Annotated in this window: 15 protein-coding genes; 2 read left to right on the forward strand and 13 right to left on the reverse strand. The window is 69.4% G+C overall.

Annotated features, from left to right (window positions below; all coding sequences use genetic code 11):
* Positions 1–75 precede the first annotated feature (75 nt).
* Positions 76–339 carry a hypothetical protein gene (locus OHA65_RS33265; RefSeq protein ID WP_328764490.1) on the reverse strand — a complete coding sequence of 88 codons (264 nt, stop codon included), beginning with the start codon at positions 337–339 and terminating at the stop codon, positions 76–78.
* Positions 340–474: 135 nt separating this feature from the next.
* Between OHA65_RS33265 and OHA65_RS33270 the strand changes: the two genes are divergently transcribed.
* Positions 475–777 carry a hypothetical protein gene (locus OHA65_RS33270; RefSeq protein WP_328764491.1) on the forward strand — a complete coding sequence of 101 codons (303 nt, stop codon included), beginning with the start codon at positions 475–477 and terminating at the stop codon, positions 775–777.
* 31 nt (positions 778–808) lie between these two features.
* On the opposite strand, the gene OHA65_RS33275 is transcribed toward OHA65_RS33270, so the two are convergent.
* The 12 genes from OHA65_RS33275 to kdpF (OHA65_RS33330) form a co-directional block, all read right to left on the reverse strand.
* A complete protein-coding gene (locus OHA65_RS33275; RefSeq protein ID WP_328764492.1) occupies positions 809–1225 on the reverse strand; it encodes a GNAT family N-acetyltransferase in 417 nt (138 codons plus the stop codon).
* Between the two features lie 48 nt (positions 1226–1273).
* The gene (locus tag OHA65_RS33280) at positions 1274–1585 is read right to left on the reverse strand and encodes a hypothetical protein (RefSeq protein ID WP_328764493.1); all 312 of its coding nucleotides are present in this window, start codon (positions 1583–1585) and stop codon (positions 1274–1276) included.
* Positions 1586–1745: 160 nt separating this feature from the next.
* Positions 1746–2552, reverse strand: coding sequence for an SDR family NAD(P)-dependent oxidoreductase (locus tag OHA65_RS33285; protein WP_327279841.1), 807 nt, complete (start codon positions 2550–2552; stop codon positions 1746–1748).
* Between the two features lie 643 nt (positions 2553–3195).
* The gene (locus OHA65_RS33290; protein WP_327279842.1) at positions 3196–5742 is read right to left on the reverse strand and encodes a sensor histidine kinase KdpD; all 2547 of its coding nucleotides are present in this window, start codon (positions 5740–5742) and stop codon (positions 3196–3198) included.
* A gap of 39 nt (positions 5743–5781) precedes the next feature.
* Positions 5782–6471, reverse strand: coding sequence for a response regulator (locus OHA65_RS33295; RefSeq protein WP_327279843.1), 690 nt, complete (start codon positions 6469–6471; stop codon positions 5782–5784).
* A gap of 124 nt (positions 6472–6595) precedes the next feature.
* Complete coding sequence (locus OHA65_RS33300) at positions 6596–7273, reverse strand: potassium-transporting ATPase subunit C (protein ID WP_405763085.1); 678 nt, start codon at positions 7271–7273, stop codon at positions 6596–6598.
* A 3-nt stretch (positions 7274–7276) separates the two neighbouring features.
* Positions 7277–9382, reverse strand: coding sequence for a potassium-transporting ATPase subunit KdpB (gene kdpB / locus OHA65_RS33305; RefSeq protein WP_327279845.1), 2106 nt, complete (start codon positions 9380–9382; stop codon positions 7277–7279).
* A complete protein-coding gene (gene kdpA, locus OHA65_RS33310; RefSeq protein WP_405758108.1) occupies positions 9379–11043 on the reverse strand; it encodes a potassium-transporting ATPase subunit KdpA in 1665 nt (554 codons plus the stop codon). The genes kdpB and kdpA overlap by 4 nt, the downstream gene beginning before the upstream one ends.
* Positions 11044–11049: 6 nt before the next feature.
* Complete coding sequence (kdpF, locus tag OHA65_RS33315) at positions 11050–11139, reverse strand: K(+)-transporting ATPase subunit F (RefSeq protein WP_037789535.1); 90 nt, start codon at positions 11137–11139, stop codon at positions 11050–11052.
* Complete coding sequence (locus OHA65_RS33320; protein ID WP_008734570.1) at positions 11136–11291, reverse strand: hypothetical protein; 156 nt, start codon at positions 11289–11291, stop codon at positions 11136–11138. The genes kdpF (OHA65_RS33315) and OHA65_RS33320 overlap by 4 nt, the downstream gene beginning before the upstream one ends.
* Positions 11292–11379: 88 nt before the next feature.
* Positions 11380–12129 (reverse strand): DUF4118 domain-containing protein, encoded by a 750-nt coding sequence (locus OHA65_RS33325; protein ID WP_327279847.1) that lies wholly within the window; start codon positions 12127–12129, stop codon positions 11380–11382.
* A gap of 35 nt (positions 12130–12164) precedes the next feature.
* Positions 12165–12254, reverse strand: a complete 90-nt coding sequence (gene kdpF / locus OHA65_RS33330; protein ID WP_037847856.1) for a K(+)-transporting ATPase subunit F — start codon at positions 12252–12254, stop codon at positions 12165–12167.
* A 243-nt stretch (positions 12255–12497) separates the two neighbouring features.
* On the opposite strand from kdpF (OHA65_RS33330), the gene OHA65_RS33335 reads away from it, so the two are divergent.
* Complete coding sequence (locus OHA65_RS33335; RefSeq protein WP_405763086.1) at positions 12498–14381, forward strand: APC family permease; 1884 nt, start codon at positions 12498–12500, stop codon at positions 14379–14381.
* Positions 14382–14418 lie beyond the last annotated feature (37 nt).

The following is a 14418-nucleotide window of genomic DNA, read 5'->3' on the forward strand; positions in this document are numbered from 1 at the left end:
AACGTGTGCCCTGTAGCTCGTGGCGCGCCGGCTCACTACGGCGCGCCACCATGACCGGGCTGCCCGCACGTCGCGTCATACTCCCAGGTGTGCGCGAATGAGCGTGTCGAGTCGCTGCCATGCCGGAGACGAGGCGTTGACGGTGCCTTGGATGAGGGAGGGGATCTCCGAGCCTGTATCCACCGCGGGAAGTACGTCGCGTCCGTAGCGTTCCCGTGTCGCGTCGGCGATCCGGCGGGCGAGGCCGTCGATGCGGGGATCGTCGGCGTCGAGGTCGTACGCGTGGTCGTAGTCGAGGTAGAGCGGCCGCAGCGCCGGGTCGGCCGTGGTCTCGGCCACGGATGCGGGCGGTGAGCACGTCGTCGATCTCGCCCAAGGCCTGCTGGAACTCCGTGTCGGTCGCCGATCTCAGGCCCCGGATACGGGCCAGTGGGACACCGGCTTCGGCAAGCGTCCGGATCTCGTCATGGCGTCATGGCGAACATGAACATGAACTTCGATCGGGAGACCCTGCGCGAGCTGGCTGATGAGGGCAACGAGACCGCTCTGGAGCGGCTGGCCGACATGGCCGACGCGGCCGGCGACCTCGGGGAGCTCAGCGAGCTGTTGGATGAGGGATGCATGCATGCCGGGTCCCTGCTCACTCGACGCGCGGCCGCGGCCGGCGACCTGCGGGAGCTGCAACGGATCTCCGACGCCGGGTATGACGAGGCGGGGAACGAGCTCGATCGGCTGCTGAAGGAGAGTGGGGGAGGCGGATCCGACCGGCCGCAGTAGCGGCGCTCCGACCGCGGCCACCGGCGTCGCTTCATCCTGCGGCCGCTCTTCCGGTCGCCGCGGGTGCGCCGACGGCGTAGTGGGCGTACTCCCGCTCCGGGCGGAAGCCGGCGGTCCAGGCGAGCAGGCGGCCGGGGCGGTTGCTCGTCGAGCAGGTCCAGCTGGGCGTGTGGCCGCGGGCCGCCATGTCCGCGCACAGGGCGTCGACGCAGTCGAGCGCCAGGTACTGCAGGCGCGGGTCGGGCACGGTGACGCAGGCGACGTCCTCGTAGGTGGTGCCGAGGAAGTAGGTGCAGGCCACGGCCACGATGCGGTCGCCTTGGAATGCGGCCCAGGCGTGGCCGGAGCGGGCGAGGGCCTCGGGGCCGCCCCAGGTGCGGTGGATCCAGCTCATCGCGGGCGGGAGCGTGGTGAGCGCCCTGGCATCCCGCGCGTTGAGCCTGCGCACGGTGACACCCCCCGGCGGTCGGGCGGCCGGCACGGCGGACCGCTTGACCTACACCACGCGCTGCCACGGGACCACGCGCTGGAAGGCCGCACCGATCAGAGGAAGGAAGCGGCCCGGAGCCTCGACGTAGTGGTCCGCGAAGACCGCGAGATCCCTCGGCGTGAGGGCCCGTGGGTCCCCGCGCAGGAGTACGTGGTCCCCGCACTCGGCAGCGATCACGCGCGGCTGGATGACGCGGTCCACCCACCAGCGGCCGGCCTCGGTGGTCAGTACGTGCTCGGTCAGGGCGGCCGAGCCCGGGGCACCCGTCGGGAACCAGCGGACGAGGGCCGGGAGTCGGTGGGGCGGCAGGTTGATCACGAGACTTCCTTGCTGGGACATGGAAGTGGGGCGGACCTGTCGGAGGGCCGCCCCACGGGGTGGGCTGATGACTAGCAGTTGGGTTTGCTGCCGTGGTTGGGGCCCTTCTTGCGGCGGGCCCTCTTCTTGCGTGCGCGCTTGGACATGTCCGTGGATCCCTTCAGGCGGTGTGGCCGACGAGGAGGTCGGCGAGCTTGTTGAGGCGCTTGACGGTGCGGTCCTCGGTGGCGGCGGGGGCCGGGGCGACGCGCTCGGAGCGGTCGTAGTAGGCGCCGTTGACGATCTCGGTGGCCGGGTCGCAGAGCCGTACGACGTGCTGGGCGCCCTCGGCGGCCGGCGCACCCTCGTGCCCGTACAGCGGCAGAAGACCGGTCTCGCACACGCCGGGGTTGACCGAGACGGCGGTGACGCGCGGGTCGGCGGCGAAGACGGTCAGCGCGAGCTGCGACTGGGCGTACGCGGCGAGGCGCGAGTAACGCCGCACGCGCTGCGGGTCGTTCCACTGGATGGCACCCGTGCGGTGGAGCGCGGAGGAGACGTTGACGACGCGTCCACCGGGGTCGCTGGTGAGGGCGGGCTCCAGGAGGTTGGTGAGGAGGTAGTGGGCCAGGAAGTTGACCTGGAAGGAGATCTCGTTCCCGTCGGCGGTGAGCGTGTGGCGCTCGGGTGCGGCGATGGCCGCGTTGTTGACCAGTACGTCCAGGCGCGGGTGCTCCCGTACGACGGCGTGGGCGAGGTTCTCGACCTCCTCCAGGCGCACGAAGTCGGCGGCGCGCGGCCGGAGACGGGCGCCGTCCACCCCGGCGGTGGCAACGAGCCGGTCGGCGGCGGCCTGGGCCTCCTCGGGCGTACGGCCGTGGAGGAGGACGGTGGCGCCTCGCTCGGCGAGCTGGCGGGCGGTCTCGTAGCCGATGCCGGAGGTGGCTCCGGTGACGAGGACGGTACGTCCGGACAGGGATGAAGGCATGTGGGATTCCTGGAAGCAGGCATGGCCAAAGTGCCCGGCGCCCCAGCGAGAGGCTGGTGCGTGGGCTCGGTCCATGCGGTGAAGGTGAGGATGCGTACGCGGCCTCGGTCAGCGCCCTTCAAGGGGCTGATGGCAGGTACGGGGAGGACGCGCGGCCGACGTCAGAGGGCCGGGCGGACAGCGGGAGGCGTCGGCTGCACCGGATTCGGTGGCCGATCGTCGTAGCGCGGACCGCTGTTCATGGCGCAATCCCAGCGCATCGGGGACCCGGAGGCAAGCGCACGAAGGCTTCTTGACGGCCTTCTGATGACCTTTCGTCAGAGCCGCATCAAAGATCGTCTTCCGTGCGGAAGGAACCCGTCAAGGAGTACTGCCAGGGCCATCCACCTGGAGCAGACTGGTGTTGCGACGGAGCCGGACGACGGACCGGCGGCACGCGGCTGGGGGGCGGTGACCTGAACACCGCCCGAGGGGCGCATGGTCCCACCGTGGGGGTACGGACCGATGCGACCGCGTGTCGGTCACCCGTCGCACAACACATGAGCCGTCCGGCTCTCCGGTGTGGGGATACCGGGGCCGGACGGCTCGCGTGTTTCCGTCGGCAGCCCGTACTCGCGGAGTCGCCCTGCCGGCCGCCTCGTTGTCAGGTGACCGCAGACGTCGGGAGCTCCGGCGATACCGGAGGCACGTCCCCTGCTGTGGGGAGGGTGATGACCATGGTGAGGCCGCCGCCCGGGGTGTCCTCGGCGGTGAGGGTGCCTCCGATGGCCTCGGTGAAGCCGCGGGCCACGGCGAGGCCGAGGCCGACGCCGGCGCCGCGCGGGGCGTCGCCGTGGCGCTGGAAGGGTTCGAAGATCCGGTTCTTGGCCTCGTCCGGGACGCCGGGACCGCGGTCGACGACGCGCAGCTCGACGCGGCTGGCGAGGGCGCTGGCGGAGACGTGGACGGGTTGGCCGTCGGGGCTGTACTTGACGGCGTTCTCGACGATGTTGGCGACGGCCCGCTCCAAGAGGCCGCGGTCGACGGCGACCATCGGCAGGGTCTCGGGGATGTCGAGCGCGACGCTGTCCTCGGGTACGCCGCCCAGGGCCATGGGGACGACCTCGTCGAGGTCCGTTTCGCGGATCAGCGGGACGACGGTGCCGGTGTTGAGGCGGGACATGTCGAGGAGGTTGCCGATCAGGGCGGCGAGGCGGTCGGCTCCGTCCTCGATGCCTTCGAGGAGTTCGGCCTTATCGTCCTCGGACCATTCGACGTCGTCGGAACGCAGGGAGCTGACGGAGGCCTTGATGCCGGCGAGCGGGGTGCGCAGGTCGTGGCTGACGGCGGCGAGGAGCGCGGTGCGGATGCGGTTGGCCTCGGCGAGTTCGCGGGACTTCTCGGCCTCGTCGACGAGGCGCTGGCGGTCGAGTACGACTGCGGCCTGGGCGGCGAAGGCGCCCAGGACGCGACGGTCCTCGGCGGGCAGGACCCGGCCCGTGAGGGCGAGGGCCATGTTGTCGCCTATGGGGAGGTCGACATCCGCGTCCTCGGGGCGGCTGACCGGACTGGTGCCGACGGACGCCGCCGTCGTCCAGGGGTCCACCTCGCTGCTGCGCTCCAGGAGGACGACCGACTGCATGGCGAAGGTCTCGCGAAGCCGTTCGAGGAGCGCCCCGAGGGAGTTCTCGCCGCGCAGGACGCTGCCGGCGAGGAAGGAGAGGATCTCGGACTCGGCGCGCAGCCGGGCTGCCTGGTGGGTGCGCCGGGCGGCCAGGTCCACTACCGAGGCCACCGACACCGCTACACCGACGAAGATCGCGATGGCGACGATGTTCTTCGGGTCGGAGATCGTGAACTCGTGCAGCGGCGGCGTGAAGTAGTAGTTCAGCAGCAGGGAACCGAACGCCGCCGAGGCGAGCGCGGGGAGCAGCCCGCCGAGCAGGGCCGCCGCCACCGTGAACGTGAGGAAGAGCAGCATGTCGTTCGCGAGACCGAGCTCGGGGACGAGCTGGCTCAACAGCACAGTGAGCAGGGCGGGGCCGGCGATGCCGGCGAGCCAGCCCCAGATGATGCGCGAGCGGCCGAGCCGTGCGCCGCGGGCGACGGGCAGACCGCGGCGGCCCTTGGCAGCCTCGTCGTGGGTGACGATGTGGACGTCGAGGTCCGGGCCCGATTCGCGGGCGACTGTGGCGCTGACGCCTGGGCTGAACGCGTACTGCCAGGAGCGGCGGCGGCTGACGCCGAGGACGATCTGCGTGGCGTTGCACCCGCGCGCGAACTCCAGCAGCGCGTCGGGGATGCTGTCGCCTATGACGTGGTGGAAGGTGCCGCCGAGATCCTCGACCAGGGTCCGCTGGACGGCCAGCTCCTTGGGGGAGGCGGAGGTGAGCCCGTCGCTGGCGGCGATGTAGACGGCGAGGACCTCGCCGCCCGCACCCTTCTCGGCGAGCCGGGCGGCGCGCCGGATGAGCGTACGACCCTCAGGGCCGCCGGTCAGACCGACGACGATCCGCTCGCGTGCCTGCCAGGTGGAACGGATGTTGTGCTCGCCCCGGTACTCCTGGAGATACTCGTCGACCCGGTCGGCCACCCACAGCAGCGCCAGCTCGCGCAGCGCGGTCAGGTTCCCGGGGCGGAAGTAGTTGGAGAGGGCGGCGTCGACCTTGTCGGGCTTGTAGACGTTGCCGTGCGCCATGCGTCGGCGCAGCGCCTGCGGGGACATGTCGACGAGCTCGATCTGGTCGGCGCGGCGCGCGACCTCGTCCGGGACCGTCTCCCGTTGGCGGACGCCGGTGATCGTCTCGACCACGTCACCCAGTGATTCGAGATGCTGGATGTTGACGGTCGAGACGACGTCGATGCCGGCCTGGAGCAGCTCCTCCACGTCCTGCCACCGCTTGGCGTTGCGCGAGCCCGGCACGTTCGTGTGCGCGAGCTCGTCCACGAGAGCCACGGCGGGGCGGCGGGCGAGGATGGCGTCGACGTCCATCTCGGTGAACGTGGAGCCGCGGTACTCGATCTCGCGCCGCTCGATGAGTTCGAGGCCGTGCAGCATGACCTCTGTCCGCGGGCGGCTGTGGTGCTCGACGAAGCCCACGACGCAGTCGGTGCCCCGCTCGACGCGGCGGTGGGCCTCGGAGAGCATCGCGTACGTCTTGCCGACGCCCGGTGCCGCGCCGAGGTAGATGCGGAGCTTGCCGCGTCCCATGTTCAGACTCTTCTTCTCTGGTGACGATCGGGTGGGTGATCAGGGTTCGAAGCGGTAGCCCATGCCCGGTTCGGTGATCAGGTACCGGGGGTGCGAGGGGTCCGCTTCCAGCTTGCGCCGTAGCTGAGCCATGTATACGCGCAGGTAGTTGGTGTTCTCCCCATAGCTCGGGCCCCAGACTTCCAGCAGGAGCCTGCTCTGGGTGATCAGCCGGCCCGGGTGGGTGATGAGGATTTCCAGCAGGTGCCACTCGGTCGGGGTCAGCCGTACCGTGCGTTCGCCCCGGTGGACCTTCTTCGCGATCAGGTCGACGGTGAACTCGTCGGTCGTCACGACGGCGACCTTGTCGGCCTGGGATGCGGTGGTCGGCTCCTGCCTGCGGGCGGCCGCCCGCAGGCGGGCCAGGAGCTCGTCCATGCTGAACGGTTTCGTCACGTAGTCGTCCGCGCCGGCATCCAGTGCCCGGATCTTGTCCTCCGAGGTGTGGCGCGCGGAGAGGACCAGGATGGGGACCCGGCTCCAGCCGCGAACGCTCTTGATGACGTCGATGCCGTCCATGTCCGGGAGGCCGAGGTCCAGCACTATGACGTCCGGCTTGCGGGCGGCCGCGAGCCGCAGGGCCGAGCCGCCGTCGGAAGCTTCCTCGACGTCGAACTTGCGCGCCTGGAGATTGATCTTCAGTGCGCGGACGAGCTGAGGGTCGTCCTCCACCACCAGCACCCGGGTCATCGGTGTGCAGCCTTTCCTTCGTTGCGGGCACGGTAAGGGGCCGGCGGGACGCTGGGGGACCCTCCCAGCGTTAGCTGGGGGAGTTCCGCGCCCCGCCGGCCCCCGGTCCGTGCGATGTGGAACATCAGCTCTTGGTCAGTGCCTTGAGGGCGGTGTTCAGTTCGAGCACGTTGACGCGGGGCTCGCCCATGAAGCCGAGGGTCCGGCCGGTGGTGTGGTCGGCGACGAGCTTCTCGACCTGCTTGGCGTCGAGCTTGTTCTGCTCGGCGACCCGGTGGATCTGCAGCTCGGCGTAGGCGGGGGAGATGTCCGGGTCAAGGCCGGAGCCGGAGGAGGTGACGGCGTCGGCCGGCACCTCGGAGGGCTTGACCTTGTACGTCGCCGTGGAGTTGTCCGCGATGACGGCTGCCTTGGCGTCCTCGACCAGCTTGACCAGGTCCGGGTTGTCGGCGGCCTTGTTGGTGGCGCCGGAGAGGATCAGCGAGTACTGGGTGTTGACGCTGTTGGAGCCGAGGCCGTTGGAGGGGCGCGGCTGGAACCACTTCAGGTCCGGCTTGGCGGCCTCTTCCGGGTCGTTGGGGTTCTGCTTCGGGAGGTTGTAGGTCTGGCCGATGAGGGAGGATCCGACGACCTGGCCGCTCTTGTCCTTGATCTCGGAGCCGTTGGCCTTGTCGCCGAAGGCGACCTGGGCGATGCCGGTGACGGCCAGCGGGTACAGGACGCCGCAGACGATCGTCAGAACCAGCAGCGCGCGCAGACCGGCCCACAGCAGACGAGCGGTGTTTCCTACGGAGTTGTTCATGGCTCAGCCGATTCCGGGGATGAGGGAGATGAGCATGTCGATGATCTTGATTCCGATGAACGGGGCGATCAGGCCGCCCACGCCGTACAGACCCAGATTGCGGCGGAGCATCTTGTCGGCGCTGGTCGGCTTGTACTGCACGCCCTTGAGGGCGAGCGGGACCAGGGCGATGATGATCAGCGCGTTGAAGATGACGGCGGAGAGGATCGCCGACTCGGGTGAGGACAGGCCCATGATGTTGAGCTTGTCGAGGCCCGGGTAGACCACGGCGAACATGGCCGGGATGATCGCGAAGTACTTCGCGACGTCGTTGGCGATGGAGAACGTGGTGAGGGCACCGCGCGTGATCAGCAACTGCTTGCCGATCTCCACGATCTCGATGAGCTTGGTGGGGTTGGAGTCCAGGTCCACCATGTTCCCGGCCTCCTTGGCGGCCGAGGTGCCCGTGTTCATCGCCACGCCGACATCGGCCTGCGCGAGCGCCGGGGCGTCGTTCGTGCCGTCGCCGGTCATCGCGACCAGCTTGCCGCCGGCCTGCTCCCGCTTGATGAGGGCCATCTTGTCCTCGGGAGTGGCCTCCGCGAGGAAGTCGTCCACGCCCGCCTCCTCCGCGATCGCCTTGGCCGTCAGCGGGTTGTCACCCGTGATCATGACGGTCTTGATGCCCATGCGGCGCAGCTCGTCGAACCGCTCCCGCATGCCCTCCTTGACGACGTCCTTGAGGTGGATGACACCCAGGACCCGGGCGCCCTCGTCGTCCCTGACGGCGACGAGCAGCGGCGTGCCGCCGGCCTCGGAGATCTTGTTGGCGACGAGATCCGCGTCGTCGGAGACCTGGCCGCCCTGCTCCTTGACCCAGGTGATGACCGAACCGGCCGCGCCCTTGCGGGTCTGCTTGCCATCCACGTCCACACCCGACATGCGGGTCTGGGCGGTGAAGGCGATCCACTCGGCGTTCGACAGCTCGCCCTGGTGCCGCTCGCGCAGCCCGTACTTCTCCTTCGCCAGGACGACGATGGAACGGCCCTCGGGAGTCTCGTCCGCGAGGGACGACAGCTGGGCGGCGTCGGCCAGTTCGGCTTCCGTCGTGCCCTTGACCGGGACGAACTCGGAGGCCTGGCGGTTTCCGAGGGTGATGGTGCCGGTCTTGTCGAGCAGCAGCGTGGAGACGTCACCGGCGGCTTCCACCGCACGACCGCTCATCGCGAGGACGTTGCGCTGTACGAGCCGGTCCATGCCGGCGATGCCGATCGCGGAGAGCAGCGCGCCGATGGTGGTCGGGATCAGGCAGACCAGCAGGGCGGTCAGCACGATCATGGACTGTTCGGCGCCCGCGTAGATCGCGAAGGGCTGGAGGGTGACGACGGCCAGCAGGAAGACGATGGTGAGGGACGCGAGCAGGATGTTCAGCGCGATCTCGTTGGGCGTCTTCTGTCGCGCAGCGCCCTCGACCAGGGCGATCATGCGGTCGATGAAGGTCTCACCGGGCTTGGTCGTGATCTTGATGACGATCCGGTCGGAGAGGACCTTCGTGCCGCCGGTGACGGCCGAGCGGTCGCCGCCGGACTCGCGGATGACGGGTGCGGACTCGCCCGTGATGGCGGACTCGTCGACCGATGCGACGCCCTCGACGACGTCACCGTCGCCGGGGATGATGTCGCCCGCCTCGCAGACGACGAGGTCGCCGATGCGCAGGTCGGTGCCCGGCACCTGCTCCTCGCTCTTGCCGTCCTGGGTCAGGCGGCGGGCGACGGAGTCGGTCTTGGCCTTGCGCAGGGTGTCCGCCTGGGCCTTGCCGCGGCCTTCCGCCACGGCCTCCGCCAGGTTGGCGAAGATGGTGGTCAGCCACAGCCAGGTGGTGATCGCCCAGCCGAACCAGTCCGTCGGGTCCTTGAGGGCAAGAACGGTGGTGACGACCGAGCCGATCAGGACCACGAACATGACCGGGGACTTGATCATGACGCGGGGGTCGAGCTTGCGGACGGCGTCCGGGAAGGACTTCAGCAGCTGTTTGGGATCGAACAGGCCGCCGCCCACGCGTCCGGCGCCCGGCTTGTGGCCGGTGGGCACGTCCTGGTGCGGAGCCCTGGTGGGAGTGGCGGTGCTCATGATGCGAGCCCTTCGGCGAGCGGACCCAGCGCCAGGGCCGGGAAGTAGGTCAGACCGGTGATGATGAGGATCGTGCCGACGAGCAGGCCGGTGTAGAGCGGCTTGTCAGTACGGAGAGTGCCTGCCGTCTCCGGCACGGGCTTCTGCTCGGCGAGCGAGCCGGCCAGCGCGAGGACGAACACCATCGGCAGGAAGCGGCCCAGCAGCATCGCGATGCCGATGGTGCTGTTGAACCACTGCGTGTCGGCGTTCAGGCCCGCGAAGGCGGAGCCGTTGTTGTTCGCGCCCGAGGTGTAGGCGTAGAGGACCTCGGAGAAGCCGTGCGCGCCGGAGTTCAGCATCGAGTGGGGCGGGGTGGGCAGGGCCATGGCCGCGGCGGTGAAGCAGAGCACCAGGGCGGGGGTGATGAGGATGTAGCAGGCCGCGAGCTTGATCTGCTGGGTGCCGATCTTCTTGCCCAGGTATTCGGGGGTGCGGCCGACCATCAGGCCCGCGATGAACACGGCGATGATCGCCATGATCAGCATGCCGTACAGGCCGGAGCCGACGCCGCCGGGCGCGATCTCGCCGAGCTGCATGCCCAGCAGCTGGATGCCACCGCCCAGTCCTGTGAAGGAGGAGTGGAAGGAGTTGACCGCGCCGGTCGAGGTCAGTGTGGTCGCGACGGAGAAGATCGCGGAGGCGCCGATGCCGAAGCGGGTCTCCTTGCCCTCCATCGCCCCGCCGGCGACGTCGAAGGCCGGGCCGTGGTGGGCGAATTCGGTCCACATCATCAGCGCGGTGAAGGTGAGCCAGATGGTCGCCATCGTGGCGAGGATCGCGTAGCCCTGGCGCAGGCTTCCGACCATGCGGCCGAAGCTGCGGGTCAGGGCGAACGGGATGACCAGGATGAGGAAGATCTCGAAGAGGTTCGAGAACGGGGTGGGGTTCTCGAAGGGGTGGGCGGAGTTGGCGTTGAAGTAGCCGCCTCCGTTGGTTCCCAGCTCCTTGATGACCTCCTGCGAGGCGACCGCCCCGCCGTTCCACTGCTGGCTGCCGCCCATGAACTGGCCGACCTCGTGGATCCCGGCGAAGTTCTGGATGGCACCGCAAGCGACCAGCACGATCGCGCCGATCACGGAGATCGGCAGCAAGATCCGGACGGTGCCGCGCACCAGGTCGGACCAGAAGTTGCCGAGCTCACCGGTGCGGGAGCGGGCGAAGCCCCGTACGAGGGCCACCGCCACAGCCATCCCGACCGCCGCGGAGACGAAGTTCTGCACCGCGAGGCCGCCGGTCTGCACGACGTGGCCCATGGCCTGCTCGCCGTAATACGACTGCCAGTTCGTGTTGGCCACGAAGGAGGCGGCGGTGTTGAAGGCCTGGTCGGGATCGATGGCGGAGAAGCCGAGTGAGCCGGGCAGGATGCCCTGGGCGCGCTGGAGGGCGTAGAGGAAGAGGACGCTCACTGCGGAGAAGGCCAGGACGCCGCGCAGGTACGCGGGCCAGCGCATCTCGGCCGACGGGTTGGCGCCGATGGCCTTGTAGATCCACTTCTCCGGCTTGTAGTGCTTCTCGGAGGAGTAGACCTTGGCCATGTAGTCGCCCAGTGGGCGGTAGGCCAGCGCGAGCGCGGCCATCAGTGCGAGGAGCTGGAGCACACCAGCGAAAACGGGACTCATCGGTGGCTAGAACCTCTCCGGGTACACAAGGGCGAGGACGAGGTATCCGAGCAGGGAGACGGCCACGACGAGGCCGACGATGTTTTCGGCGTTCACAGCTTGGTCACCCCCCGGGCGATGAGAGCCACCAGTGCGAAGACCGCGACCGTGGTGACGACGAAGGCCAGATCGGCCACCGTGAGCTCCTGGATGAAGAGGGAAGAAATGAATCGGCCAGATGGCCGATGACGAGATAACCGTGTCTTCATCCCGGCGTTAAGACACCTTGACGGGGTCCATACGGACGCACGGAAACTCTTAACGCCGCCCTTACGTGAAGCGCCGGAGAAAGCCTGGTCAGCCCTGGTGGGACAGGCCGGCCGTGTCCAGGGCGGAGCCGGCCTGGGCGGCCAGTGCGACGGCCACCAGGCGGTCCTGTTCCGGGGGGAGCGGGCCGGGGAGGGGATCCAGCAGGAAGCGGCCGTAGTAGTGCCCGCCGCCGACGACACGCAGCTCGGTCTCGCCGTCCGGCCAGCCGGCGTACTCCGTCACCCGCCCCGGGCGGTGCAGCCACAGGCCGCCATCGTGCTGGAGGCGCGGCAGATTTCCCATCAGGGTGCCGTATTCGAAGCGGCAGCCGCGCAACCCCAGCAGGCCGACGAGTTCCCGGCGCACGTACTCGACCACGGCCTCCGGCGAGCGGCCGTCCTCGGTCAGCCGGGCGGTTCCCTGAAGGCTCGACAGATGGGCCGCGTCAGTGATCACTGTCCTCCGGAGCCGCCGCGCGTGTACCGCCAGCTGCGAGACGACCAGGGCGACGACGAGCAGCAGGACCGCCGTCTCGATGTCGTCGCGGCCGGCGATCAAGAACCGTTGATAGGGCTCGGTCAGGAAGAAGTCGAACCAGGCGGCCGCCGACAGCGCGGCGAGGGCCCCGGCGACCCGGGTGCCGAGCGCGGCCACCGCGACCACGGCGACGACCAGGATCAGAGCCGCGTTCGTTGCCGAAAGATCCGTGCGGAAGGGTACGAGCGCGAGCGCCACGAGCAAGGGGACCACGAGGGCCGCGAGCAGGGCGGCCGTGTCGTGAAGTCGATACCCGGACATGTGATGCCTCCTGTCCGGACACGAGGGGTTCGAAATCAGAACTTCTCGGGCCTGATCAGAGCGACCACGAGATAGCCGAGCAGGGCGAGGGCGATGACCAGTCCGACCACGTTCTCCGCATCCATCTGGACCTTCTCCCTTTCACAGCGGCAGGCGGGGTGCCGCCTGTAAGAACACTGCCCCCTGCCGGAGGGACAGCCACACACCGCGGCCAGGTCTTGACGCACCTCATACGGCTGCCCCGCCTCGGCATCAAAGGCGCGTGAATACTGGAGCAGCGGCCGTATGGATGACGCCAAGAACACTGGTAATCAAGCCACGGCATTCCGACGCTGTCCTCACTTTGTCCAACGGAGGAACAGCGAAAGATGTCCATAGACATGGGAAAGCCGAGCACGGCAGGACAGGCCCCGGGCACGGAGGAGCCTCCTGATACCGGCGTACGAGCGCCCGCAGCAGGCGACCGCCACCGGCTGACCGCCCTCCAGGGACTGGCCGCGCTGTCGCTGGACGCGATGGCGTCCGTGGCGTACGGGCCGGAGTCGATCGTGCTCGTCCTGGCCGCGGCCGGTGCGTACGGCATGGGCTTCACCCTCCCCGTCACCCTGGCGATCGCCGCACTGCTGGCGGTCCTGGTGGCCTCGTACCGGCAGGTCATCGCCGCGTTCCCGGACGGCGGCGGCTCGTACGCCGTCGCCAAACGGCACCTGGGCCGGCGTACGAGTCTGGTGGCCGCGGCCTCGCTGATCCTGGACTACGTGCTGAACGTCGCCGTGTCCGTCACGGCCGGCGTGGCTGCCCTGACCTCGGCGTTCCCCGAGCTGTACGGGGAGCGGGTGTGGATCTGCCTGGGTGTCCTGGTGCTGGTCACCGCGGTGAACCTGCGAGGGGTCGTGGAATCCGCCAAGGCGTTCCTCGTGCCCACCGCCGTCTTCGTCGGGTCGATCCTCGCGATGGTCGTCGTCGGCCTCTTCCGCGACGGTCCCGTCAGCACCGCCTCCGCTGCCGGGCACGCCTCCGCGCTCGGCGAGGGCGCCACCACCGTTGGTGCGCTCCTGCTGCTGAAGGCCTTCGCCGCCGGCTGTTCCGCGCTGACGGGCGTCGAGGCCGTCGCCAACGCCGTTCCGTCGTTCCGGGCGCCGGCCGCCCGCCGCGCCCAGCGCACCGAGGTCGCACTCGGCGCCCTGCTCGGTGTGATGCTGATCGGCCTATCGATCCTGATCGGGCGCTTCCACCTCCAGCCCGTCGAGGGCGTGACCGTGCTCGCCCAGCTCGCGGACGCCTCCTTCGGGCACAACGCCGCCTTCTACGTGGTCCAGTTCGCCACGATGGTGTTGCTCGCGCTGGCAGCGAACACCTCCTTCGGTGGTCTGCCGGTGCTCATGAGCCTGTTGGCCCGCGACAACCACCTGCCGCACGTCTTCGCGCTCAAGGCCGACCGCCAGGTCCACCGCCACGGCGTGGTCTGGCTGGCCCTCGTCTCCGCCCTGCTGCTCGTCTTCTCCGGCGGCGACACCAACACCCTCGTCCCGCTCTTCGCGATCGGCGTCTTCATCGGCTTCACCATCTGCCAGGTCGGCATGGTCCGGCACTGGTACGGCGAGCGGCCGCGCGGCTGGCAGGCGAAGGCGGCGCTCAACGGCTTCGGCGCCCTGCTGACCGGTGTCTCGGCCGTCGTCGTCACCGCCACCAAGTTCACCGAGGGCGCCTGGCTGATCGTCGTCGCGCTGCCGTTGCTCGTTCTCGGCTTCGAGAAGATCCACCGCGCATACACCGAGATCGGCGAACGCCTGGAGCTCGGCCGGATTCCGCAGGCCCCGCGGCGCTCCCGCTCCGTGGTCGTGGTCCCCGTCTCCGGACTGTCCCGCCTGACCAGCCAGGCTCTCAATGCGGCCAGCTCACTCGGCGATGACGTTCTCGCCGTGACCGTCACCCACCCGGCTCCCGAGGACCGCCAGACCGCTGAAGCCCTCAGGCGGGACTGGGAGTTGTGGAAGCCCGGCGTCGAGCTGATCGAGCTCTCATCGGAAACCCGCTCGCTCGGCCGCCCCCTGGCGGCATACGTGCGGAAGCTGGCCCAGTCCCACCCGGACGCCCAGGTGACCGTCCTGATTCCGGAGACCGAACCGGCCCACCTGTGGCAGCGGCTGCTCCAGAACCAGCGCGGCTCCGTCGTGGCCCACGCGGTCCGCCGCGACACCGACGCCGTGATCTGCCGGCTGCGCTTCCGCATCACGGCAGACACACGCTGACGTGCGTTGACGCACCTCTGACGGCGGCTTGACACGT

The organism is Streptomyces sp. NBC_00045, from assembly GCF_045041095.1.
Classification (GTDB): Bacteria; Actinomycetota; Actinomycetes; order Streptomycetales; family Streptomycetaceae; genus Streptomyces.

Excerpts from the sequence above, each read along its gene's own strand:
- OHA65_RS33270 (WP_328764491.1), top strand. The coding sequence starts at position 475 with ATGGCGAACATGAACATGAACTTCGATCGGGAGACCCTGCGCGAGCTG.
- OHA65_RS33285 (WP_327279841.1), bottom strand. The coding sequence starts at position 2,552 with ATGCCTTCATCCCTGTCCGGACGTACCGTCCTCGTCACCGGAGCCACC.
- OHA65_RS33290 (WP_327279842.1), bottom strand. The coding sequence starts at position 5,742 with ATGGGACGCGGCAAGCTCCGCATCTACCTCGGCGCGGCACCGGGCGTC.
- OHA65_RS33295 (WP_327279843.1), bottom strand. The coding sequence starts at position 6,471 with ATGACCCGGGTGCTGGTGGTGGAGGACGACCCTCAGCTCGTCCGCGCA.
- OHA65_RS33300 (WP_405763085.1), bottom strand. The coding sequence starts at position 7,273 with ATGAACAACTCCGTAGGAAACACCGCTCGTCTGCTGTGGGCCGGTCTG.
- kdpB (WP_327279845.1), bottom strand. The coding sequence starts at position 9,382 with ATGAGCACCGCCACTCCCACCAGGGCTCCGCACCAGGACGTGCCCACC.
- kdpA (WP_405758108.1), bottom strand. The coding sequence starts at position 11,043 with ATGAGTCCCGTTTTCGCTGGTGTGCTCCAGCTCCTCGCACTGATGGCC.
- OHA65_RS33320 (WP_008734570.1), bottom strand. The coding sequence starts at position 11,291 with ATGAAGACACGGTTATCTCGTCATCGGCCATCTGGCCGATTCATTTCT.
- OHA65_RS33325 (WP_327279847.1), bottom strand. The coding sequence starts at position 12,129 with ATGTCCGGGTATCGACTTCACGACACGGCCGCCCTGCTCGCGGCCCTC.
- kdpF (WP_037847856.1), bottom strand. The coding sequence starts at position 12,254 with ATGGATGCGGAGAACGTGGTCGGACTGGTCATCGCCCTCGCCCTGCTC.
- OHA65_RS33335 (WP_405763086.1), top strand. The coding sequence starts at position 12,498 with ATGTCCATAGACATGGGAAAGCCGAGCACGGCAGGACAGGCCCCGGGC.